This window comes from Chryseobacterium turcicum, from assembly GCF_021010565.1.
In the GTDB taxonomy this organism is placed as follows: Bacteria; Bacteroidota; Bacteroidia; order Flavobacteriales; family Weeksellaceae; genus Chryseobacterium; species Chryseobacterium turcicum.
Genome location: NZ_JAJNAY010000001.1, coordinates 793661 through 816457 on the forward strand (window position 1 = coordinate 793661; position 22797 = coordinate 816457).

Below are 22797 nucleotides of genomic sequence, written 5' to 3' on the forward strand. Positions count from 1 at the left end.
TCAATTTTTTACTAGAAAAGGTCAATTTGGTCTTTTCCAATATTCTTTTTTTTAAAATTTAAAATTTTATGATAAAAAATTATAAAATACTAAGTGTATTCTTGGTGTTGTTATTTAATATGTCTGCATATGCTCAAGAGGCTGGTAAGATGTATTTATCTTCTGGCCGCACAGGTAGGGTTTACGACATTTCTACAGATCTTCTTGCAGCTCCTTCATCTACAGTGAAGGCGCTACCAATACCATTATCAATAATTAATGTGAGTGGTAGCAATAGATTAAGAACAAGTAATTTGGCGATAGGATATGATGCTGTTGCAGGAAATAGTGGGCAATTGGTGTTTTTCCACTCTGATATATCAAAAAATACTGCTTTATACAAAAATGGAAATGCAGTGGGAGCAATTACCCTACCTGAAGATATCGGAGGGATCGGAACCAATAATGTGAAAGGACCCTATTTTGGATACACCTACGGTTTTAAAAGCTTAAAAAAAAACTTATACAGAATTAACCCAAATCCGGCTCTTGTAGGAGTAATTACTGCAGCGGTGCCTACAGATACAGATTGGGAAAACGGAACCGCTTTTGGAACAGACTCCTTTTGCGACTACCAAAATAATATTTATACGTTTATTAATAGTGGAGCGAATCGATTTTTATATAAAATATCAATAGCTAATCTAAAGGCTACGAAAGTGATAAAGCTTGCGGATGCAACAACACCATCAAACGATGATGGAATTCAGGGAATGGCATACTTGAATAATAAAGTTTTTATAGCAACCATTACAGGAGATTCTAGAATTACAGTTAGGGGTATTAATCTCTCTACAGGTGCTATTAATACACAAGCTATTTATGAATTTAATGAAACTTCGGCGAATATCGACTTGGCATCGGTAGATTATTTTGTACCGTTTACTTTTACTTGTGGGTCAATCGGATTTCTTAATGATACTCCTTATGTTGCAGGTGCTTCTTCTACCCGTACCTTGAGAGTTCCTATATCCAATATATATACTCCAGGTAATTATACCATTAATGTAACAGGTGCAGGTGTTAATACGGTTCATAATACAACCATTACAACTGCTACTACACATATCGATATTCCTGTAGCGTACAGTGGTTTGGGAAATGGAGGTAATTCTAACCTTACGATTGATTTGAACGGGAGTACAACTTCTTGTGTTTATACTACGTTTGTAGATAAAGATACAGATAATGATGGCATTAGAGATATGCTAGATTTAGATTCTGATAACGATGGTATTTTAGATATTTTCGAGTGTCCTAATTATTTTGTTAATCAGCCTTTTAACACTTCAAATGGTACAACGGTTAATTTTTCGGCTCCTTCTGCTGATTTAGGTTTTATTTTCGATGTTTTTACGTTAGATAATTCTTTTAATTTAACGATAAATGGTGTAAAGCTTGCCACAAGTGAAATTCAGTTTCAACCTAATCAAACCGATAATATAAGATTTGTTGGCGATAATCGTTACGGAAATGATGGTGTGCCTCAGGTTTATGATATGACGGGTAATTCTATCAATCCTTTGGTGAGAATTATTATTCATAAAAATGGCAGCATCAATATGTATGGTAGTAAAGCGGGAGATGGAAAATTATATCCTTTAGAGCTTTATAATGGAAATTCTTTTAATACAATCACATGGAATATTTCTGGAGCAAATGATGTTGTCCTTAGTCAGTTGGTTCAAGGAGCAACCTATATTAAAGGGAATGGATACGGTGTTAAAAATGGTTTTTGTGATCCTGATAACGACGGTATTTCAAATCAGTTTGATGTAGATTCAGATGGTGATGGTTGTCCCGATGCTATTGAAGGTTCTGAAAATGTAAAATACACTCAGGTTCATTCTTTAAGTCTTCCTTCTTCAGATCCAAATTACAATTACAGAGGTCAGATTAAGGTTTTAGGAAACGGAACAACTTCTGGTTCTCCGAGTCAGATTATCAGTATAAAAGCTGAAGGGTATGGAGTTCCTCTTCTGGTAAATAGTGCTAATGGAAATCATACCAATACTGCTGGAATTGTTGATAACACAGACGGAACAGTTGATATCGGGCAGGGAATCGGTAATTCTCAAAATGCAGCACTTAATGACTGTAAATGCTATAATACCCCAAATACAACAACCGGCACTGATAATCCTACAAAACATGGAATTACGGCTTTCAACAGAGCGGGTGCTGATAATTCAAACTGGCCGATGTTGAGAAATAATGGCTGGACGGCACTTGAGGCAGATACAAAAGCTTTAGTCATCAATAGAATGCCAAGTAGTACAACTGGAGCAAACGCTGGTGAACCACTTTCAGGAGGAAATCCTGCCATCACGGTACCTGTAATGGGGATGATGTATTATGATACAACGAGCGACTGTCTGAAAATTAATACGGATGGTACAAGAGCAGGTTGGAAATGTTTTAATACACAATCTTGTCCTCTAGAAAATTAATTTTAAAATCTTAAAAAAAATGAAATTTATATATTCAATCATGTTAGGAATCTCTTGTACGGTTACTTTTTCTGCACAGGTAGCGATTGGGAAATCTTCTTTAACTGTTCTTCCATCTACAACGACGCCTAATCCTTCCATTTCTTTAGAATTTGGATCAGGTTTTAAAGGATTGATTTTACCATGGGTAACCAATGCAGGAGCTGTTAGTCAACATCCCACTGCAAACCAAAAAGGCGGTGCTTTGGTTTTGGATCGTGCTGACCGCAAAGTAAAGTTTTCTAAAAACAACGGTACTTGGGTTGATTTAACGGTTCATACCAATGAATTGCCGGCAACAGGAGGGAATACCGCAGTAGACGCTGCTTTACAAACAAATGTTTCTTACCCTGAGAAAACAGAGGCTAAATCTCAAATCGGAGGAAGTCTTTCAGATCTTACTCCTGGGATTTTAGTGTTAGCAGATACCAACAAAGCGATGATTCCACCCTTGGTTGAGAATCCTGAAATAAATATTAAAAGCCCTGCACCGGGAATGATGGTTTTTGATCCGGTAAGAAAACTATTTTGTGTCTACAATGGTACAGTTTGGTCGTATTGGAGGGCAGGATAGCTGTTTTTAAAGCAAAAAAAATCATTTTTAAATGCTAACCACTTCATTTTGAAGTGGTTTTTTATTGTGTATGAAATTTAAATTTTGTAAATTTGCATTCTCTTTTGGCGCTAAAAATTAAACATATTACGGTAAAATACTGAAAATCAACTCTTTTATGAAAATAAAAGGGTCTTCTCTGTTTTATTTCGTTTAAAATTTATATTCCATTAGATAAAAATAAAGATATTTTGCATTACACTGTGAAAAGATATACCAGTGTTGCAGTTAGAATTTGATAAAGATATAAAGTTAAGGAATTAAGGTTCTTACGTGAGCGCCAAAAACACTTTTCCCTTTTTGCTTTTTACTTTGTTTCTTCTTCGTTCTGATATTTTTGAATAAAAACAAAATATTTTTTAACCCTTTCTTAAAAGTTTTATGAGTAAAACAACATCAACAACTAGGGGAGTTGAGAGAATTAATTTCTCTTCGGCTAAAGGAAAAATCATTACTCCGGATTTCTTAGATATCCAGTTAGAGTCATTTAAAGATTTTTTCCAGCTAGACACACTTCCTGAGGACAGAAAGAAAGAAGGTTTGCACAAAACCTTCCAAGAAAACTTTCCTATTACCGATTCTAGAAACCAATTCGTATTGGAATTCTTAGACTATTTGGTAGATTCTCCACGTTATTCTATCAACGAATGTGTGGAAAGAGGTTTAACGTATTCCGTGCCTCTAAAAGCTAGACTTAAATTATACTGTACAGACCCTGAACATGAAGATTTTCAGACAGTTGTGCAAGATGTATACTTAGGTCCGGTTCCTTATATGACTGATAGTGGTTCTTTCATCATCAATGGTGCAGAAAGAGTTATTGTTACGCAGCTTCACCGTTCACCTGGTGTATTCTTCGGGCAAACTTACCACGCAAACGGAACTAAACTATATTATTCAAGAATTATCCCTTTCAAAGGATCTTGGATGGAATTTACAACTGATATCAACAGCGTAATGTACGCGTATATCGACCGTAAGAAAAAATTACCTTTAACAACGTTATTAAGAGCAATCGGTTTTGAATCTGATAAAGATATCCTTCAAATCTTCGATCTTGCTGAAGAAGTGAAAGTTTCTAAAGCTGCCCTTAAAAAAGTAGAAGGTAGAACTTTGGCTGCGAGAGTATTGAACACTTGGTTCGAAGATTTCGTAGACGAAGACACTGGTGAGGTAGTTTCTATCGAAAGAAACGAAATCATCTTAGATAGAGAAACAATTCTTGAAAAAGAGCATTTAGATCTTATCATAGATGCAGGTGTGAAATCTATCTTGATTCACAAAGAAAATGCTAACGAATTCTCTATCATTCAGAATACGTTACAGAAAGACCCTACGAACTCTGAAAAAGAAGCAGTAGAATATATTTACCGTCAGCTAAGAAATGCAGATCCACCCGATGAGGAAACTGCAAGAGGAATTATCGAAAAATTATTCTTCTCTGAGCAAAGATATTCATTAGGTGAAGTAGGACGTTACAGACTAAACAAAAAGTTAGGTCTTAATATCCCTACTACAACTGAGGTTCTTACAAAAGAAGATATCATTGCAATTGTAAGACACTTAATTGAATTGGTAAATTCAAAAACAGATGTTGATGATATTGATCACCTTTCAAACAGAAGAATTAAAACTGTTGGTGAGCAATTAGCAGGGCAGTTCGGTGTAGGTCTTTCGAGAATTGCAAGAACTATTAAGGAAAGAATGAACGTTAGAGATAACGAGATATTTACTCCTCTAGATCTTGTTAATGCTAAAACTTTAACATCAGTAATTAATTCATTCTTTGGTACCAACCAGCTTTCTCAGTTCATGGACCAAACCAACCCTCTATCAGAAATCACGCACAAGCGTAGACTTTCTGCCCTAGGACCTGGTGGTTTATCAAGAGAAAGAGCAGGTTTCGAGGTACGTGACGTTCACCATACTCACTATGGTCGTATTTGTCCGATCGAAACTCCTGAGGGACCAAACATTGGTTTGATTTCATCTTTAGGTATTTATGCTAAAATCAATACGTTAGGTTTCATCGAAACTCCGTATAGAAAAGTAAATGCTGGAACTGTAGAATTAAATGGAGATCCTATTTATTTAAATGCAGAAGACGAAGAAGATAAAGTAATTGCTCAGGCAAACGTTGAGTTAGATGACAATGGTGTTTTCTTAACAGACAGAATTATTGCTCGTCTAGACGGTGATTATCCTGTAGTTGAGCCTTCTCAGGTTAATTTGATTGACGTTGCACCAAACCAGATTTCTGGTATTTCAGCTTCATTAATTCCTTTCTTGGAACATGATGATGCGAACAGAGCGTTGATGGGATCAAACATGATGCGTCAGGCAGTTCCTTTGTTGAAGCCACAAGCTCCAATTGTAGGTACAGGTCTGGAACAACAAGTTGCGAAAGATTCTAGAATCTTAATCAATGCTGAAGGTAGAGGTACTGTAGAGTATGTAGATGCTGATAAGATTACCATTAAATATGAAAGAAGCGAAGACGAAGATTTAGTATCATTCGAATCTGCTACAAAAACATATAACCTTACGAAGTTTAGAAAAACTAACCAGAGTACAACCATTACCCTAAGACCAAACGTAAGAATAGGTGATATCGTGGAAAAAGGACAAGTACTTTGCGACGGTTATGCTACTGAAAAAGGAGAATTAGCTCTTGGTAGAAACTTAGTAGTTGCGTTCATGCCTTGGAAGGGTTACAACTTTGAGGATGCGATCGTAATCAACGAAAAAGTAGTACGTGAAGACTGGTTTACTTCAATCCACGTAGATGAGTATTCTCTTGAAGTTCGTGATACCAAATTAGGTATGGAAGAATTGACAGCAGATATTCCAAACGTTTCTGAAGAAGCTACAAAAGATCTTGATGAGAACGGAATGATCAGAATCGGTGCTGAAGTGAAGCCTGGTGATATCATGATTGGTAAGATTACTCCAAAAGGTGAATCTGATCCTACTCCTGAAGAGAAACTTCTTAGAGCAATCTTTGGTGACAAAGCTGGTGATGTGAAAGATGCTTCATTAAAAGCAGATTCATCATTAAGAGGTGTTGTTATCAACAAAAAATTGTTCTCTAGAAACATTAAAGATAAAAAGAAAAGAACTGAAGAAAAACTTAAACTTGAAGAGATTGAAAACACTTACAAGGCTAGGTTTGATGAGTTGAGAAACAGTTTAATTGAAAAATTAAACACTTTGGTTAGCGGTAAAACTTCTCAAGGAGTTACCAATGACTTAGATGAGGAAATCATCGGTAAAGGAATGAAGTTTACTCACAAATTATTAACTTCAGTTGAAGATTACGTTAACGTAAGCGGTGCAGATTGGACGGTTGACAACGATAAAAACGAATTGATCAAGCAGTTGATTCACAACTATAAAATCAAATTCAACGATATTCAAGGAGTTAAAAACCGTGAGAAATTCGCAATTTCTATCGGAGATGAGCTTCCAGCAGGTATCATGAAGTTGGCTAAAGTATATATCGCTAAAAAACGTAAACTAAACGTTGGAGATAAAATGGCGGGTCGTCACGGTAACAAAGGTATCGTTTCGAGAATCGTTCGTGAAGAAGATATGCCATTCCTAGAAGACGGAACACCAGTAGATATCGTATTGAATCCACTTGGGGTACCTTCTCGTATGAACATCGGTCAGATCTATGAAACGGTTCTTGGATGGGCTGGTCAGAGATTAGGGATGACGTTTGCTACACCAATCTTTGACGGTGCTACTCTAGATCAAATCACTGAGTATACTGAGAAAGCAGGAGTTCCTAAATTCGGTCACACTCACCTTTATGATGGGGGTACTGGAGAGAGATTTACTCAGGCTGCAACGGTAGGTATTATCTACATGTTGAAATTAGGACACATGGTTGATGACAAAATGCACGCACGTTCTATCGGACCTTACTCATTGATTACTCAACAGCCATTAGGAGGTAAAGCTCAGTTTGGAGGTCAGAGATTCGGAGAGATGGAGGTTTGGGCTCTTGAAGCATTTGGAGCATCAAATATCTTGAGAGAGATCCTTACTGTGAAGTCAGATGACGTAATTGGTAGAGCAAAAACTTATGAAGCGATTGCGAAAGGAGAAGCAATGCCTGAACCAGGTATTCCTGAATCTTTCAACGTACTACTTCACGAGTTACAAGGTCTTGGATTAGACGTAAGACTTGAGGAATAAATTCGATTTGAAATTAATTTATTTGAAGTTTGAAATTCTGTCCGCAGATTTTTAATAAAATTCAAAATAAATTTTTAGAGATTCATTAATCTCAAATCTCAAATCTCAAATCTCAAATTCAAAAAAAATGTCAAATAAAAATAAAACAAGTCATTTTAATAAAATAACTATCGGTTTAGCTTCTCCTGAGTCTATTTTACAGCAATCTAGAGGGGAGATTCTTAAGCCAGAAACTATTAATTACAGAACGCACAAACCTGAAAGAGACGGTTTGTTCTGTGAAAAAATCTTCGGTCCTATCAAAGATTACGAATGTGCTTGTGGTAAATACAAGAGAATTCGTTACAAGGGGATCGTTTGTGACCGTTGTGGTGTAGAGGTTACGGAGAAAAAAGTACGTAGAGAAAGAATCGGACACATTGGTTTGGTTGTTCCTATTGCGCACATTTGGTATTTCCGTTCTTTACCAAACAAAATCGGTTACCTTTTGGGTATTCCTTCTAAGAAATTAGATATGATCATCTATTACGAGAGATATGTTGTTATTCAGCAAGGTATCGCTAAGAAATTAGATGGTTCTGATTTTGACGATAAAGAATTCCTTACAGAAGAAGAATACCTTGATATCATGGAAACTCTTCCTGTAGAAAATCAATATCTTGATGATGCAGATCCAAACAAATTCATCGCCAAAATGGGTGCTGAAGCTGTAGAAGAATTGTTGAGAAGAATTGATCTTGATTCATTATCTTTCGATTTGAGACACAAAGCTCACAACGAAGGTTCTAAGCAAAGAAGAACTGAAGCTCTAAAAAGATTAAACGTGGTAGAAGCATTGAGAGGTGCTAATACAAGAATGATCAACAGACCAGAGTGGATGATTATGCGTGTACTTCCTGTTATTCCACCAGAACTAAGACCATTGGTTCCATTGGATGGAGGGCGTTTCGCAACTTCAGATTTAAATGACCTTTACAGAAGAGTTATTATCAGAAACAACCGTTTGAAGAGATTATTGGAGATTAAAGCTCCTGAAGTAATCTTGAGAAACGAGAAGCGTATGCTTCAGGAATCTGTAGATTCATTATTCGATAATACAAGAAAATCTTCTGCAGTAAAATCTGAATCAAACAGACCATTGAAATCACTTTCAGATTCATTGAAAGGTAAGCAAGGTCGTTTCCGTCAGAACTTACTAGGGAAAAGGGTAGATTACTCGGCGCGTTCGGTAATTGTTGTAGGTCCAAACTTGCAGCTTCACGAATGTGGTATTCCTAAAGATATGGCAGCTGAATTATACAAACCGTTTATCATCAGAAAACTGATTGAAAGAGGAATTGTAAAAACAGTGAAATCTGCAAAGAGAATTATTGATAGAAAAGAACCAGTAGTATATGATATCCTAGAAAACGTGATGAAAGGTCACCCTGTTTTATTAAACAGAGCACCTACGCTTCACAGATTGGGTATTCAGGCTTTCCAACCTAAGATGATCGAAGGTAAGGCAATCCAACTACACCCGTTAGTAACAACAGCATTCAACGCCGATTTCGATGGTGACCAGATGGCGGTACACTTACCGTTAGGTCCAGAAGCGATTTTGGAAGCTCAGTTATTGATGTTAGGTTCTCAAAACATCTTGAACCCTGCAAACGGTTCTCCAATTACGGTACCTTCTCAAGACATGGTTCTTGGTCTATATTTCATGACCAAAGAATTAAGCTCTACAGAAGAGAAAAAAGTATTGGGTGAAGGTTTAGCATTCTATTCTCCTGAAGAAGCGGAAATCGCTTATGCTGAAGGTAGAGTTTCATTGAACGCTAAAGTAAGATGTAGATTACCAATCAAAGAAAACGGTGAAATCACTACGAAATTAACTGAAACTTCTGTTGGTAGAATCTTATTTAACCAAATCGTTCCTAAGCAGTCAGGATATATTAATGAACTTCTTACGAAGAAATCATTAAGAAATGTTATTGGTAAAGTACTTGCTGATACAGACTTCCCTACAACAGTGAAGTTCTTGGATGCAATGAAAGATTTAGGATATTCAAATGCATTCAAAGGAGGTCTTTCGTTCTCATTAGGGGACATTGTAGTTCCTGTTGAGAAAAAGCAAATGATTGCTACTTCTATTGAAACGGTAGACGAAATTAGAGCCAACTATAACATGGGTCTAATTACAGATACGGAAAGATATAACCAGGTAATCGACGTTTGGACAAACACCAACGCTGGATTAACTGAAATGATCATGAGCAGAATGAAAACTGACCAAGGTGGGTTCAACTCTGTATATATGATGCTTGATTCTGGAGCAAGGGGTTCTAAGGAACAGATCCGTCAGTTATCAGGAATGAGAGGTTTGATGGCAAAACCGCAAAAAGCTGGTTCTACTGGTGCGGAAATTATCGAAAACCCGATTCTTGCAAACTTTAAGGAAGGTCTTTCCATCTTAGAATACTTTATCTCTACTCACGGTGCTCGTAAAGGTCTTGCGGATACCGCTCTTAAGACTGCCGATGCGGGTTACTTAACGAGAAGATTGGTAGACGTTGCACAAGACGTTATCGTTACAGAAGACGACTGTGGAACATTAAGAGGTACAGAAGTTACGGCACTTAAGAAAAATGACGAGATCGTTGAAAAGATTTCTGAAAGAATCTTAGGTAGAGTTTCTTTACATAATATTTACGATCCTGAAACAGATGAGTTAATTGCTCACGCAGATCAGATTATTAATGAATCTTTAGCTAAAAAAATCGAAGAAATCGGTCTTGAGGCAGTTGAGGTTCGTTCACCACTGACTTGTGAAACTAAAAAAGGAATCTGTGCTAAATGTTACGGTAGAAACTTAGCTACAGGTAAACCTATTCACATGGGTGAAGCTGTAGGAGTTATTGCTGCACAATCAATTGGGGAACCGGGAACTCAGCTTACGTTGAGAACTTTCCACCAAGGGGGTGTATCTACAAACGTATCAGAAAACCCATCAATCATCGCAAGAAGAGATGGTATCGTAGAATTGGATGAGGTAAGAACAATTACTTCTGAAGACGAAAACGGAAACACTGCTGAGGTAGTAGTATCTCGTACAACAGAATTTAGATTGGTTGCTGATAACGAAACTAGAACTCCATTAATGGTTGCTAACGTACCTTATGGTGCTATATTATCTGTTAAATCGGGTGATAAAGTAAGCAAAGGTGATACAATCTGTAGATGGGATCCGTATAACGCGGTAATTATTGCAGAAACTGCTGGTAAGGTAGAATACGAGGATATCATCCAAGGTATTTCATTCCAACTAGAAATCGATGAGCAGACAGGTTTCGAAGAGAAAGTAATCTCTGAATCTAGAAATAAGAAAGCCGTACCTACTTTGAAGGTGGTAGATTCTAAAGGTGTTGAGCAGAAAGGCTACAACTTACCGGTAGGAGCCCACTTAATGGTAAACGATGGTGAAAAAATTAAAGCTGGTAAAGTTTTAATCAAGATCCCAAGAAAAGCTGCAAAGACAGGGGATATCACCGGAGGTCTTCCGAGAGTTACCGAATTATTCGAAGCAAGAAACCCTTCAAACCCGGCGGTTGTTACAGAAATCGATGGGGTAGTTTCTTACGGAAAAATCAAAAGAGGTAACCGTGAATTGATCGTTGAAGCTAAAACTGGGGAGAGAAAAATTTATTTAGTTAAATTATCAAACCAAATCTTAGTACAGGAGAATGACTTCGTGAGAGCTGGTTCGCCACTTTCTGACGGTTCAGTTACTCCAGACGACATCCTAAAAATCAAAGGGCCAACTGCGGTTCAGGAATATTTAGTAAACGAAATTCAGGAAGTTTACCGTCTACAAGGGGTAAAAATCGACGACAAACACTTCGAAATCATCGTTAGACAGATGATGACAAAAGTATCAATCGTTGATGGAGGTGATACTCAGTTCCTTGAAGCTGCTCTTGAGCACAAATACGATTTCCTAATGGAAAACAACAGAGTATTTGGTCTTAAAGTAGTAACAGAAGCTGGTGATTCTAAAGAATTTAAGCCAGGACAGATGATTACTGCAAGAGAACTAAGAGACGAAAACTCTAAGTTGAAGCGTGAAGATATGGCATTAGTTGAAGTAAGAGAAGCACTTCCTGCTACGGCTACGCCGGTATTGCAAGGGATTACAAGAGCCGCTCTACAAACGAAGTCGTTCATGTCTGCAGCATCGTTCCAGGAAACAACTAAAGTTCTAAACGAAGCAGCAGTTGCTGGTAAAGTAGACAGCTTGAATGGTCTTAAAGAAAATGTAATTGTAGGACACAGAATCCCTGCAGGTACAGGTCTTAAAGAATATCAAAATGTAATTGTTGGTTCTAAGAAAGAATTCGAAGACCTTAACTAAAATTAATGATTTGAAATTTGAGGTTTGAAATTATTTTTATATTTTCACAATCTCAAATTTCATTTTTAAAAATATAACTTATACAATGGACAATCAAAATCAAAACAACGATCCAAACAACATCAACATCCAACTTAACGAGATGGTAGCTTCAGGGGTTTACTGTAACCTTGCGTTAGTAAACCACTCTCCATCTGAGTTTGTAGTAGATTTCATCCAGTTAATGCCGGGTGTACAGCAAGCTAACGTGAGATCAAGAGTAATCTTGGCTCCTCTTCACGCTAAGAGAGTTTTGGCTGCACTTCAGCAAAACATCACTAACTACGAGCAACAATTCGGAGAAATCAAAGAAGTTGAGCCTTTCGTATTAGGAGGAAACAACGTTAACGCTTAAGATTTATCTTAACTATATAAGAATGCCTCAACGAAAGTTGAGGCATTTTTCTTTTTTACTCAATTATTATTTCCAGTATATTCAACTCATTATCATTGAAATTATAAATATTTAAATTAAAATAGAATACAGATTATTCAATTGTATATCTTTGTTTTTGAAAATAATTCATTAATATGGTAGATAATCAGTTTATTTTAAACAAATTTGGTTTTTTGGGTAATGATTTTTTAGAAGAAATAGACCAGCATTCTTCTCTTATAAAAGTAAAAGGAAAAACTGAAATCCTTGCAGAAGGAAATAAAATAAAAAACATTCCTTTTGTAATCAATGGAAGTTTAAAAGTGTATGCATTAAATGATGAAAGAGAGCTTATTTACAATTATATAAGATCGGGTGAAACATGTTTGATGAGTTTCTCAACAATTTTCAACGATTTTGTAAGCCGTGTATATGTTGTTTCAGAAGAAGACACAGAAATGCTGATAATACCGGCTTCCATTTTACTTGATTGGTTGATTAAATACCCTCAAATCAATAAACTTTTTTATTATGAATTTGATCTCCGTTTTACTGATATTATGAATATGGTGAATGATGCGGTTTTTCATAAATTAGATAAACGAGTTTTAAACTACATCAAACAGCAAATTTCTATCACCGGAAAAAATCCTATTAAACTTACTCATAAAGAAATTGCTAACAATTTGGGCACTTCTAGGGAGGTCGTAAGCAGAGTTTTAAAAAAAGTTGAAAATGAGGGTGAAATTATCCAAACGAAAGAAGGTATAAAAATCCCTGTAAATGAAAATGTTAGAATAAACTAATAAATGTTATTTAATTGTTTTAATAATCCGATTGATAAAAACAATTCACTCGGTGACTTTTATCACCAAGTTTTAGAATCATAAGTCTATAAGTTTGTCATACAAATATTAAACAATACGTGTATGACAAAAACTTTCCTTTTTTTGTCAATGTTTGCTTCAGGTTTTGCCTTTTCTCAGGAAGACCTATTGAAAGATATTGACACCATTCAAACAAAAAATACAGAAAATTCACCGCCCGCCTTTAAGGCTCTTCAGATTGTCACAGGTCAGTCAACAAAATTGACGGCTAAAAACGAATGGTATATTGTAGTTGCCCATCGTTTTAGTGATGTAAGCAGAGGCTTCAAAGATTTCTTTGGCTTAGATGATGCTTCTACAAAGCTAGGTGTCATCTATGGTGTAACCGATGGGATTTCATTAAGCCTTTCACGAGAAACCAACCTTAAAACTTTTGAAGGCGCTGCAAAATACAATCTCGTAAAGCAAAGCGAAAATTTCCCAGTTACTATTGTAGGGTATAATGTGATGGCTGTAAATACAGACCTCAGCAAAGATAATTATCCGCATCTTCAATTTGGGGATAGACTTTCTTATCTTACTCAGGCGCTGATTTCTAAAAGATTTAATGATAATTTTTCTTTACAGTTAACACCTTCTTACGTTCACAAAAACCTTTATGAACCTACAATTGAAGATAAAAATCAATTTTTAACAGGTTTAGGAGGGCGTTATAAGATTTCAAAAAGAATATCGATTAACGCTGAGTATTTTGTGAATTTTGATAATCACAGTTTCTATAAAAATCCGCTCTCTTTAGGGATGGATTTAGATACTGGGGGACATGTGTTCCAGCTATTATTTTCCAATTCCCAGTTGAATTCAGATATTGGTTACCTCACAAACGCTTCCGGAAAGTGGGAGAAAGGCCAGATTTTCTTTGGGTTTAATCTTTATAGAGTTTTTTAATAATGAAATGAGCATTGGCTAAATTGGTTACAAAGACCAATGAAAATTAGCGAATTCTATATGACAATTAAAAAACAAATAATATATACATATGAAAAGATTAATCTATATCATTTCATCGGCAACGGTATTAATTGCCTGTGAAAGCAGAACCTATGAAGAGATTTCAGATAAAACTCCCATTGTGGAATTGATAACTTATAATAAAGATGTAAAACCTATTATTGAAGCCAATTGTATCATGTGTCATTCACCGGGAGGTGCAGCTTCGTTTCAACCGTGGACGAGCTACAACCAAGTGAAAAATAATATTGATAAAATTATTGACAGAGTTAGCAGACCAGTCGGAGACCCACAAAAAATGCCTCAAGGCGGAAGTTTATCTCCTTCACAAATCACAATTATCACAAAATGGAAAGCCGATGGGCTAAACGAAAATTAAAAGAATTAATATGAAAAACCTACTATTATTAATTGTTACGATAAGTTTTTCAAACGTGATTTCGGCTCAGAAATATACGACCAAAACGGGTAAAGTAACATTTGAAGCCTCAGTGCCTTTATTTGAAGATATTTATGCACAGGATGATGATAATATTGCCGTCGTTAATGCTGATAACGGAGATTTTGCATCAATTTCATCTGTGAAAAACTTCCATTTTAAAGTGAAATTAATGGAAGAACATTTTAATGAAAATTATGCTGAATCGGCAACTTATCCAAAGACTACTTTTAAAGGAAAGATTGTGAACTTTGATAAAACAAAACTAACGACAACGCCTCAGAAATATACCGTTCAGGGAACTTTAAACTTTCACGGGGTGGATAGAGCAGTGAGTTCAAGTGCTGCAATTTATTCTAAAGACGGTAAAATTTATATGCAGGGAAATTTCGTTGCAAAACCTGCTGATTTTAAAGTCACTATTCCTAAAATGGTGACTAAAAAAGTAGCCGAAAATGTAAATGTTGAGTATAACTATATACTATCAAAATAATGAAGAAAATATTTTTTATTCTAAGTTTCATGCTGAGTTTTACAATAATGTCGGCTCAGAAAAAAGCAAAATCTATTTTTGATATTGCCAGAAACGGAACAGTAGCCGAAGTAAAAGAACTGATGGTTAAAGATCCTAATATAATTAATCAAACCAATGAAAATAGTTTTTCACCATTGATTTTAGCCTGTTACAGAAGTAATATAGAAGTTGCAAAATTTCTTATTGACAATGTAAGAGATGTTAATTATAAAAGCGAAGAAGGAACTGCTTTGGCAGGGCTTGCAGTAAAATATAATAAAGACTTGGTAGAATATTTATTAAAGAAAAATGCAGACCCAAATATTGCAGATTCTACAGGAGCTACCCCATTATTTTGGGCGGTAAAATTTGGTAACAAAGAATTGGTAGAATTGTTACTAAAATACAAAGCCGACCAATCAATAAAAGATTCACAAGGAATGACTCCTTTTGAATATGCCTTACAAACAAACAATAAAGACCTCATCAACTTATTAAAAAATTAAAATGAAAAAAGTTTTACTTACATTGAGCATTGCTCTTGCCAATTTAGCTTGGGCACAGTTTACGACAGGTACAGTTACTCTTTCCACAGGAATGACTGTAAAATTAGATACCTCTTCCACTTTAGCAACCTTAACACTTACAGGTCCCGATACTTCTTTTCTAGGAGTCGGATTTGGAGGCACCGGAACGAGTGGCGGGATGGGAAACGGAGTAGATGGATTTATTTATAATTCAGCATCAACGACCAATACCAATTTAGATTACACTTTTGCAGGAGTGGGAAATACACCAAACCCAGATGCTGTACAAGATTGGACGATAACTTCGAATACTGTAGCTTCAAGTACGAGAACAATTGTAGCAACGCGCTCACTTTCAGGTGGAACAGGAGATACAGCCTTTACCAACACTGCAGGAAGTATGAATATCTTTTTTGCAAAAGGTCCTTCTACCACTTTAGCGTATCATGGTTCAGGAACTGGAAATAGAGGATATGCCGTGTTAACAAAAGCTGCAACTTTAGGAGTTACCGATGTTTTGACGGAAAATAAAAAAGTTTATCTATATCCAAATCCGGCAAAGGAAACAATTGGTTTTAAAAATGCAGATAAAATTAAATCCGTTGATATTTACGACGCTAACGGTAGAAAAGTAAAAACAGTAAAAGTAGAAGGCGAAAAAATAAGTGTTTCTGATTTAAAATCTGGAAATTATTACTTTGAAATTAATCTAAAAGACGGATCTACGACTTATCAAAAATTAATTAAAGAATAAAATGAATGCCTCAGTGAAAACTGAGGCATTTTTTGATGATGATAATTTAGAACCTGTGATAAGAGTTCTCACTTAATGTCCAGAAGAAAGTTAGCAATTTTGAGTTGCTGTTCCATGTAAGAAAGATTTTTAGTAAAAACTTTATTTATTTAATTTTTCATAAACTTCAGCTAATTGATTTTCGTCTAATTTAAGTGTTGGAGAGGTTAATTTGATACTTTTCTTTGCTGTTGTTTCATAGTCGGTTTCTTTATTTAATCCTGTTTGTAAATATGTTCCTTTTTCTGAGTAATTGTTTTGAGTTACACAAAAGGTTATTTCTTTATCATCTGAAAACCTTTCGTCAACCTGCCAATATATTTTATATGAAAATGTATTTTTTATATTACTAATTAATGTTTTGGTATATCTTGTTTCGTCTTTTGTTTGTTGTTTCAAAGAAGTTAGAGTATTATTTTTATTGTATAAATAAAAAACATTCCAATTTTTTACAATACTTTCATTTTGCATATTCACTGTTGTTATTTTAGCTTTTAAAATTTTAAAATTCTTATTTTTATATTTTGCATTTGATTTGATATATTTTAAATCGTTTAGTTGATAAATATCTTCTTGTAAAAAATCATCTAATAAATCTACCAATTCTGAGATGTTTAGATTTTTCTTTAAATAAGAATAATACGACTGATTTAAAAAAAACGAACTCTTATTAATGTTAATACTTTTTAATTTGTCAGTAAATGATATATTCAAATTTTTAGTGACATTATCATTGTTTTTAATTATCAATTCTGCTTTATTAGATGAATTTTTTATGTATGTATATGAATTATAACTAGTATCGTCAGAATTTATAGGGCTGTTTTTTTTATACACCAAAATTGTATCTTTCGTTTTATTAAACGAATAGGTATAATAAAAAATGGTTAATGGATCTTCATTTTTTAGAACTTCATCTCCATTTCTTATTTCTAATGTACGGTTGTCTTCCCTAATTCCAAGAATTGTTCCTGATTGGCAAAAAGAAACGATGGGAATTAAAAAAACAATCTTAATTAAATATTTTAAAAACATAGCTTACTTGATTAGTTTAGTGGGTGATAGTTTCCAAAAAATGCTTTTTCCGACAATTTTCCTATTTTCAGTAAGAAATGTTTTGTCAATAAAACATAGTTGTCTTACACTTTTACATTACTGAAATCTTGACATTCAGTAAGGGAAAGAATTTGGAAGCCATCATAAAATATAAAATTTGAAATTGTTTTTCTACAATCGTTTCGGTGAGTTTTCCTTGTGTGGTGGGAATGTTATTCAGAACTATGGATTCCTCCAAATGTGCATTAAACTTTATTTTTGTGCCGTCTATTACCGATAATAAACCTTCTTTTTTTGCATAATTTTTTTTCTCATTTTTGGCAAGTTTTGCTTCCATTTTGTTCTCTTACAAAAATCAAATATTTGGCATTACAGTTTTCAAAATTGGTATACTGGTTCATTGCATTAACAGAATTTTGAATTATTATGCTATCATTAGTATATATACCAGCAATTTTTTTCATTCCAAAAACTCTTTGATCATTATCATTGGTATATATTGTTAATTTTCCATTATCTATTCTTTTTTTATTTTTATATATAGTAAAATAATAATTATTAGTCTTTAAGTTTTTTTTATGTTGATTATCATATTCGGGTTACAATAACTCTCTTTGGTAGATTTGTAATTGCCAACAATTGATGTATTATCATTTTCATACATTGAAAAAAATAACATTAATGGAATTATAAATAAATATTTCATTTCATTTTTTGCTTTCCTTGTTTCAATTTTTGTTTTATTTTTTTTTCTTTTGGCGACTCTTTTCCCATCCTTTTATTGATGGGCATTCTAAATAGTCATCTGTTAAATCTAAATATTGTTGATATGATATTTTTGACTCATCTGTTAATCATTATGCATATTTATATATAGCATTTAGTGATTTCCAACATTTACTATCCTTTACAAAATATTAACAAAAAACTCTACTTTTGAATATACCTAAAGAGGGGAAGATTACAATCTATTGAAAATTCTTTCTCGCAAAAACATTTTTTACAGGCACCAGCGCTCCTCTAGTATCAATACTTTACGGCTCATTAATCTGCCCCGAATCTACAAACTCTATCTTTCCTGTTTCGGGTGGGATGTTTCCCGGCAATTTGCCTATTAACGGTAAAAAAGATTTTTTCAATAAAACATAGTTGTCTTACACTTTTGCATTACCGAAATCTTGCCACTCTGTAAGGGAAAGCATCTGGAAGCCATCATAAAATGTAAAATTGGGAATTTGTTTTTCTACAATGGTTCCGGTGAGTTTTCCTTGTGTGGTGGGAATGTTATTCAGAACTATGGATTCCTCCAAATGTGCATTAAACTTTATTTTTGTGCCGTCTATTACCGATAATAAACCTTCTTTTTTTGCATAATTTTTTTTCTCATTTTTGGCAAGTTTTGCTTCCATTTTGTTCTCTTACAAAAATCAAATATTTGGCATTACAGTTTTCAAAATTGGTATACTGGTTCATTGCATTACCAGAATTTTGAATTATGATGCTATCATTAGTATATATACCAGCAATTTTTTTCATTCCAAAAACTCTTTGATCATTATCATTGGTATATATTGTTAATTTTCCATTATCTATTCTTTTTTTATTTTTATATATAGTAAAATAATAATTATTAGTCTTTAAGTTTTTTTTTATGTTGATTATCATATTCGGGTTACAATAACTCTCTTTGGTAGATTTGTAATTGCCAACAATTGATGTATTATCTTTTTCATACATTGAAAAAAATAACATTAATGGAATTATAAATAAATATTTCATTTTATTTTTTGTTTTGCTTTTGCTCTCCTTGTTTCAATTTTCGTTTTCTTTTTTTTCTTTTGGCGATTCTTTTCCCATCCCTTTATTGATGGCCATTCTAAATAGTCATCTGTTAAATCTAAATATTGTTGGTATGATATTTTTGACTCATCTGTAGATAATTGTGCATATTTATATATTGCATCTAATGATTTCCAACATTTACTATCCTTTATAGAATATTTATCATAGTTTATGTATTTTGAATTTTCACACTCAACACTATTTTTAATCATCTTAATTAATTTGGGTTTTCTGTCTTCTACATATCCGTTAAATCCACCATTAATTCTATATGTAATATAAATAATGTCATCTTTATCAGCATAATCACTCAAATTTACATCAAGCTTCTCACTCCAATACCAACCACCAGAATCTACACTGTATGGTATTTCCCCCATTTTCTTATTGTCGGGTTCTTTTGTAAAATCAATATCAATACCTTTACTTTTCTTATATTCAGTGTAGCTTGTATAGTTACACCTACCTGTTATCTGAATTAACCCTCTTCCTAAAAAGCGTTTACCATCTCCTTCCATTTTATGACATAGATCTTTTCTACCTTCATAACCAAGTTGTGTTTTTGTTGGTCCCCATATTTCTTCTTCATATATAAATTCTCCAGATTCGTGCCTCACCTGTGCTAAAAAATGTAGTTTTCTAATACAAGTATTTAGATTATAATTTGTAAAAGTTGAATTTAAAGCATCTTTATACTTGTCCGCATTTTTTTGAGAAATACCAATTTTAGTTAAATCCTCAACTTCCAAATCTCTATTACAAAAACACTTTTCCTCGTTTTTTTGTTCCGACACCGGCGCTCCTCTCGTATCAATACTTTCTGGCATATTAATCTGCCCCGAATCTACAAACTCTATCTTTCCTGTTTCGGGTGGGATGTTTCCCGGCAATTTGCCTATTCCCGGTAAAAAAGATTTTTTTAATAAAACATAGTTATCCTGCACTTTTGCATTACCGAAATCTTGCCACTCTGTAAGGGAAAGCATCTGGAAGCCATCATAAAATGTAAAATTGGGAATTTGTTTTTCTACAACCGTTCCGGTGAGTTTTCCTTGTGTGGTGGGAACATCATTCAATACTTTAAACTCGCCTAAATGGGCATTGAATTTTATTTTTGCTCCATCAATTGATAGCAACAGATTTTCGTCGTTTTTATCTTTTTCGGCTCGTTCTTCTCTTACCTTCTCCATTTTTTGGCTGTTTTGTTCAGTAATTGAAGAAGCCGTTTCTTCTTCGTGATTTAGCCTATCCATAATAATGAATGTTTTAAATGATATTGGTGTTTTTTTATTTCTATAAAGCTTTCAACAAGATTATTTTTGCTGAATATATTGATTCCTCTGAAATACGTAACGTCAGATTGTTCCAGATTTTCTGCTGAAATAATCTGTATTATCTTTCCACCTTTTTTTTCGGGAGTCATTATTTCTACGTATTCTTTTTTTGTTTTTCTTATCCTTCTTTCTTCAAAAGAATTCCATAATCCATTAAATAAGAGCCCGAACATATTATATTCTTGAAGGAATTCTATCAAAGATGGTTCGTTCTCTAATACCATGTTGATTTGATTAAAATAATTTTCCACTACATTTCCCTGATGTAATTTCAGTAAATCAGTCTGTATTTTCGTCCATCTTAACTGAAGAAAAAGCAAATTCTCTACCGAGATTATATTTCCTTCTTCATCTATGGTAAGTATTAATTCGTCAAACAGATAACTTATTTGTTTGATGAGTTTTCCCATGGCGTTGTCATCATCAGAAAAGTTAAAATCGACAATTAGAATTTGATATTTAAAATAATTATTCTCTTTTCCTAAATCATAAACTTCTGCAGTTCTTACATAACTTTTTTCTCTGCTGTAAGAAGTTTCTGGATTAGAAATTACAATAGTTTCTAACCGATACGTTTTGCATGAATTTGTAAGAAACTTTTCCAATATCAATTTAATTATGATTTAAAATTCCATTCTTTTGCGATTTTCGGCTGGTGAATAAGCAAGGTCATCCATCAATGAATTTAATTTTGCCGATCGATGCAAATATCTGTTTCTTAGTTTTCTAAGCAAAATATCAGATTTATAAGAGATAATTTTTACTTCTTCGAGTAAAACTGTAGGTGTTGTGATTTCATCTTTAACTTCGTCCGAAGATTTGTTGTCATCATCTTTTGTACTATCAATTTCATCATCTTCATAGTTAAAATACTTTTTAAGCGACCAATTTTCATTTTTATCAATGATATGTTCTTTCATGTAGGCCTTAACTTGATCTAAAAAACTATCGTTTAAAGCATAATCCGACATTATTTTTGATTGAAGTAGATTTTGCTTTTCTTCATTAAGATATGGCAATGCATAATCACACATGAAATGAAGAGGAATAAAACTATAACCTCTGTAGAGATTTCTGGTGCCCTTTAGAACATAAAAACTTCCCACAAAAGATTTGTAGTTTAATGATGCACTCATTTCTAATTGTTCTTTTTTAAACCAGCCTTGCCCAATCAATTCATTTCTAAAAGGGAGTAATGAATTTTTGAAACGAGCTTTTTCTAACCAAACCATCTCTCTTTCTGTAAAACCTTCTGCAGGGTCTGGCTGGTAATAGTTTTGGCTAATTTCCGTTGCAGAAAGAGCATCATGATTATAACTTCCACCGACGTCACTGTGTACTCCTGGAAAGTTTTTTTCAATTCCTGTATGAAGTTTTACGGGAAGAAATCTAGTGAGAGAAAAATTTTCACGGTGCTCATCGGTTGCTGTAAAATGCACTGCTTTTCTCGGTGAACCCAATTCATGCAAATGAAGTTCACCCACTTTTTTCTTAAAATTTGGAAGGAGAAGACAGGTCGGATCATAAGAAGCTACCGTATCGTAAACACCAATAAACCGTACATCGACCGTCATAGAATCTATAATTTCACGTTCTACACCTGCTTCCAAAAGTGATGTTCCGAGATGTCCGAATTTTGGAAGCAAACCGTCTTTAAGCCACCATTGCTCAACAGACTGAAATTCGCTGGTTGGATGGTCTACATCAATTCTGCTTGCACCTTGTACCGGAGGATAATAAGATTTTGGAGCATAAGCACCGAGCTGAAGATTGTACGCAAAATTTCTCGCAGCCGCCGCACCACGGCTAAAACCAAAAATGTCTATGGTTAATTCTATTGATTTAATTTTTTTCTTACTTTCACTAGAATCAATTGATTTTTTTACCTCTTTCGCCAAAGCTGTACATCCTATCCGTACTTTTCCAATAACTCCCGTTGTACCACGTCCATATTTAAAGCCTTCACCTTCATCATCATTTTTATCGATAGTAGCAATACCTTCTACATAGAGTGAGTATGTATCTCTTAATGTACACATATATTTTCTGGCAACATTGGTAAAATCGTTACCAAAACTATTGTCATCTTTGGCATATTTTTCAAAGATTTCTTTTTCTTCATCGGTTGCGGCAATCAATCCAAATTCTCCTTTTCCCTGAACTTTTTTACGAATTTCTGTGTTTTTTAGGTTGTTTCTAGTACCATCGAAAAATACTCCAAACGTAAATTTTAATTCTCCCTGTTCTGAAAGCTGAGGATTACCCGTGTTATAAACAAATGTCTGCCCCATGATCTAAAATC

General features: G+C 34.2%; 18 protein-coding genes. 11 read left to right on the forward strand and 7 right to left on the reverse strand.

The genetic code is table 11. The features are described from left to right. The first annotated feature begins 68 nt into the window (after nt 1–68). From LO744_RS03765 to LO744_RS03815, 11 genes are all read left to right on the forward strand, one after another. Nucleotides 69–2489, forward strand: coding sequence for a thrombospondin type 3 repeat-containing protein (locus tag LO744_RS03765; RefSeq protein WP_230667243.1), 2421 nt, complete (start codon nt 69–71; stop codon nt 2487–2489). A 19-nt stretch (nt 2490–2508) separates the two neighbouring features. Further along, complete coding sequence (locus tag LO744_RS03770; RefSeq protein WP_230667244.1) at nt 2509–3102, forward strand: hypothetical protein; 594 nt, start codon at nt 2509–2511, stop codon at nt 3100–3102. 420 nt (nt 3103–3522) lie between these two features. Beyond that, a complete protein-coding gene (rpoB, locus tag LO744_RS03775) occupies nt 3523–7344 on the forward strand; it encodes a DNA-directed RNA polymerase subunit beta (RefSeq protein WP_230667245.1) in 3822 nt (1273 codons plus the stop codon). A gap of 127 nt (nt 7345–7471) precedes the next feature. Next, complete coding sequence (gene rpoC / locus LO744_RS03780; protein WP_230667246.1) at nt 7472–11737, forward strand: DNA-directed RNA polymerase subunit beta'; 4266 nt, start codon at nt 7472–7474, stop codon at nt 11735–11737. 85 nt (nt 11738–11822) lie between these two features. Next, nucleotides 11823–12131 (forward strand): DUF3467 domain-containing protein, encoded by a 309-nt coding sequence (locus LO744_RS03785; protein ID WP_066676059.1) that lies wholly within the window; start codon nt 11823–11825, stop codon nt 12129–12131. Nucleotides 12132–12307: 176 nt separating this feature from the next. Further along, entirely contained in the window at nt 12308–12958 is a 651-nt protein-coding gene (locus LO744_RS03790; RefSeq protein ID WP_230667247.1) for a Crp/Fnr family transcriptional regulator, read from the forward strand. 123 nt (nt 12959–13081) lie between these two features. Then, nucleotides 13082–13927: a DUF5777 family beta-barrel protein gene (locus tag LO744_RS03795; RefSeq protein WP_230667248.1), complete on the forward strand. Its 846-nt coding sequence runs from the start codon at nt 13082–13084 to the stop codon at nt 13925–13927. Between the two features lie 91 nt (nt 13928–14018). Then, nucleotides 14019–14369 (forward strand): hypothetical protein, encoded by a 351-nt coding sequence (locus LO744_RS03800; RefSeq protein ID WP_230667249.1) that lies wholly within the window; start codon nt 14019–14021, stop codon nt 14367–14369. A 10-nt stretch (nt 14370–14379) separates the two neighbouring features. Next, nucleotides 14380–14922 carry a YceI family protein gene (locus LO744_RS03805; protein WP_230667250.1) on the forward strand — a complete coding sequence of 181 codons (543 nt, stop codon included), beginning with the start codon at nt 14380–14382 and terminating at the stop codon, nt 14920–14922. Further along, entirely contained in the window at nt 14922–15449 is a 528-nt protein-coding gene (locus LO744_RS03810; protein WP_230667251.1) for an ankyrin repeat domain-containing protein, read from the forward strand. The genes LO744_RS03805 and LO744_RS03810 overlap by 1 nt, the downstream gene beginning before the upstream one ends. 1 nt (nt 15450) lies before the next feature. Continuing rightward, a complete protein-coding gene (locus LO744_RS03815) occupies nt 15451–16224 on the forward strand; it encodes a T9SS type A sorting domain-containing protein (protein ID WP_230667252.1) in 774 nt (257 codons plus the stop codon). 141 nt (nt 16225–16365) lie between these two features. Here LO744_RS03815 and LO744_RS03820 read toward each other — a convergent pair whose 3' ends face one another. The 7 genes from LO744_RS03820 to LO744_RS03850 all read right to left on the reverse strand — a co-directional run bounded on the left by LO744_RS03820 (nt 16366) and on the right by LO744_RS03850 (nt 22786). Continuing rightward, on the reverse strand, nt 16366–17298 hold the full coding sequence (locus LO744_RS03820) for a hypothetical protein (protein WP_230667253.1): 933 nt from the start codon (nt 17296–17298) through the stop codon (nt 16366–16368). Nucleotides 17299–17410: 112 nt separating this feature from the next. Continuing rightward, the gene (locus LO744_RS03825; protein ID WP_230667254.1) at nt 17411–17656 is read right to left on the reverse strand and encodes a hypothetical protein; all 246 of its coding nucleotides are present in this window, start codon (nt 17654–17656) and stop codon (nt 17411–17413) included. A gap of 817 nt (nt 17657–18473) precedes the next feature. Next, nucleotides 18474–18728 (reverse strand): hypothetical protein, encoded by a 255-nt coding sequence (locus LO744_RS03830; RefSeq protein ID WP_230667255.1) that lies wholly within the window; start codon nt 18726–18728, stop codon nt 18474–18476. After that, nucleotides 18703–19098: a hypothetical protein gene (locus LO744_RS03835; protein ID WP_230667256.1), complete on the reverse strand. Its 396-nt coding sequence runs from the start codon at nt 19096–19098 to the stop codon at nt 18703–18705. Before LO744_RS03835 ends, LO744_RS03830 begins: the two co-directional genes overlap by 26 nt. Next, nucleotides 19095–20414, reverse strand: a complete 1320-nt coding sequence (locus LO744_RS03840) for a glycoside hydrolase family 19 protein (protein ID WP_230667257.1) — start codon at nt 20412–20414, stop codon at nt 19095–19097. Before LO744_RS03840 ends, LO744_RS03835 begins: the two co-directional genes overlap by 4 nt. After that, the gene (locus tag LO744_RS03845) at nt 20402–21100 is read right to left on the reverse strand and encodes a hypothetical protein (RefSeq protein ID WP_230667258.1); all 699 of its coding nucleotides are present in this window, start codon (nt 21098–21100) and stop codon (nt 20402–20404) included. The genes LO744_RS03840 and LO744_RS03845 overlap by 13 nt, the downstream gene beginning before the upstream one ends. A gap of 18 nt (nt 21101–21118) precedes the next feature. Continuing rightward, entirely contained in the window at nt 21119–22786 is a 1668-nt protein-coding gene (locus LO744_RS03850; RefSeq protein ID WP_230667259.1) for a phospholipase effector Tle1 domain-containing protein, read from the reverse strand. Nucleotides 22787–22797 lie beyond the last annotated feature (11 nt).

Excerpts from the sequence above, each read along its gene's own strand:
- LO744_RS03765 (WP_230667243.1), top strand. The coding sequence starts at position 69 with ATGATAAAAAATTATAAAATACTAAGTGTATTCTTGGTGTTGTTATTT.
- LO744_RS03770 (WP_230667244.1), top strand. The coding sequence starts at position 2,509 with ATGAAATTTATATATTCAATCATGTTAGGAATCTCTTGTACGGTTACT.
- rpoB (WP_230667245.1), top strand. The coding sequence starts at position 3,523 with ATGAGTAAAACAACATCAACAACTAGGGGAGTTGAGAGAATTAATTTC.
- rpoC (WP_230667246.1), top strand. The coding sequence starts at position 7,472 with ATGTCAAATAAAAATAAAACAAGTCATTTTAATAAAATAACTATCGGT.
- LO744_RS03785 (WP_066676059.1), top strand. The coding sequence starts at position 11,823 with ATGGACAATCAAAATCAAAACAACGATCCAAACAACATCAACATCCAA.
- LO744_RS03790 (WP_230667247.1), top strand. The coding sequence starts at position 12,308 with ATGGTAGATAATCAGTTTATTTTAAACAAATTTGGTTTTTTGGGTAAT.
- LO744_RS03795 (WP_230667248.1), top strand. The coding sequence starts at position 13,082 with ATGACAAAAACTTTCCTTTTTTTGTCAATGTTTGCTTCAGGTTTTGCC.
- LO744_RS03800 (WP_230667249.1), top strand. The coding sequence starts at position 14,019 with ATGAAAAGATTAATCTATATCATTTCATCGGCAACGGTATTAATTGCC.
- LO744_RS03805 (WP_230667250.1), top strand. The coding sequence starts at position 14,380 with ATGAAAAACCTACTATTATTAATTGTTACGATAAGTTTTTCAAACGTG.
- LO744_RS03810 (WP_230667251.1), top strand. The coding sequence starts at position 14,922 with ATGAAGAAAATATTTTTTATTCTAAGTTTCATGCTGAGTTTTACAATA.
- LO744_RS03815 (WP_230667252.1), top strand. The coding sequence starts at position 15,451 with ATGAAAAAAGTTTTACTTACATTGAGCATTGCTCTTGCCAATTTAGCT.
- LO744_RS03820 (WP_230667253.1), bottom strand. The coding sequence starts at position 17,298 with ATGTTTTTAAAATATTTAATTAAGATTGTTTTTTTAATTCCCATCGTT.
- LO744_RS03825 (WP_230667254.1), bottom strand. The coding sequence starts at position 17,656 with ATGGAAGCAAAACTTGCCAAAAATGAGAAAAAAAATTATGCAAAAAAA.
- LO744_RS03830 (WP_230667255.1), bottom strand. The coding sequence starts at position 18,728 with ATGGAAGCAAAACTTGCCAAAAATGAGAAAAAAAATTATGCAAAAAAA.
- LO744_RS03835 (WP_230667256.1), bottom strand. The coding sequence starts at position 19,098 with ATGAAATATTTATTTATAATTCCATTAATGTTATTTTTTTCAATGTAT.
- LO744_RS03840 (WP_230667257.1), bottom strand. The coding sequence starts at position 20,414 with ATGGATAGGCTAAATCACGAAGAAGAAACGGCTTCTTCAATTACTGAA.
- LO744_RS03850 (WP_230667259.1), bottom strand. The coding sequence starts at position 22,786 with ATGGGGCAGACATTTGTTTATAACACGGGTAATCCTCAGCTTTCAGAA.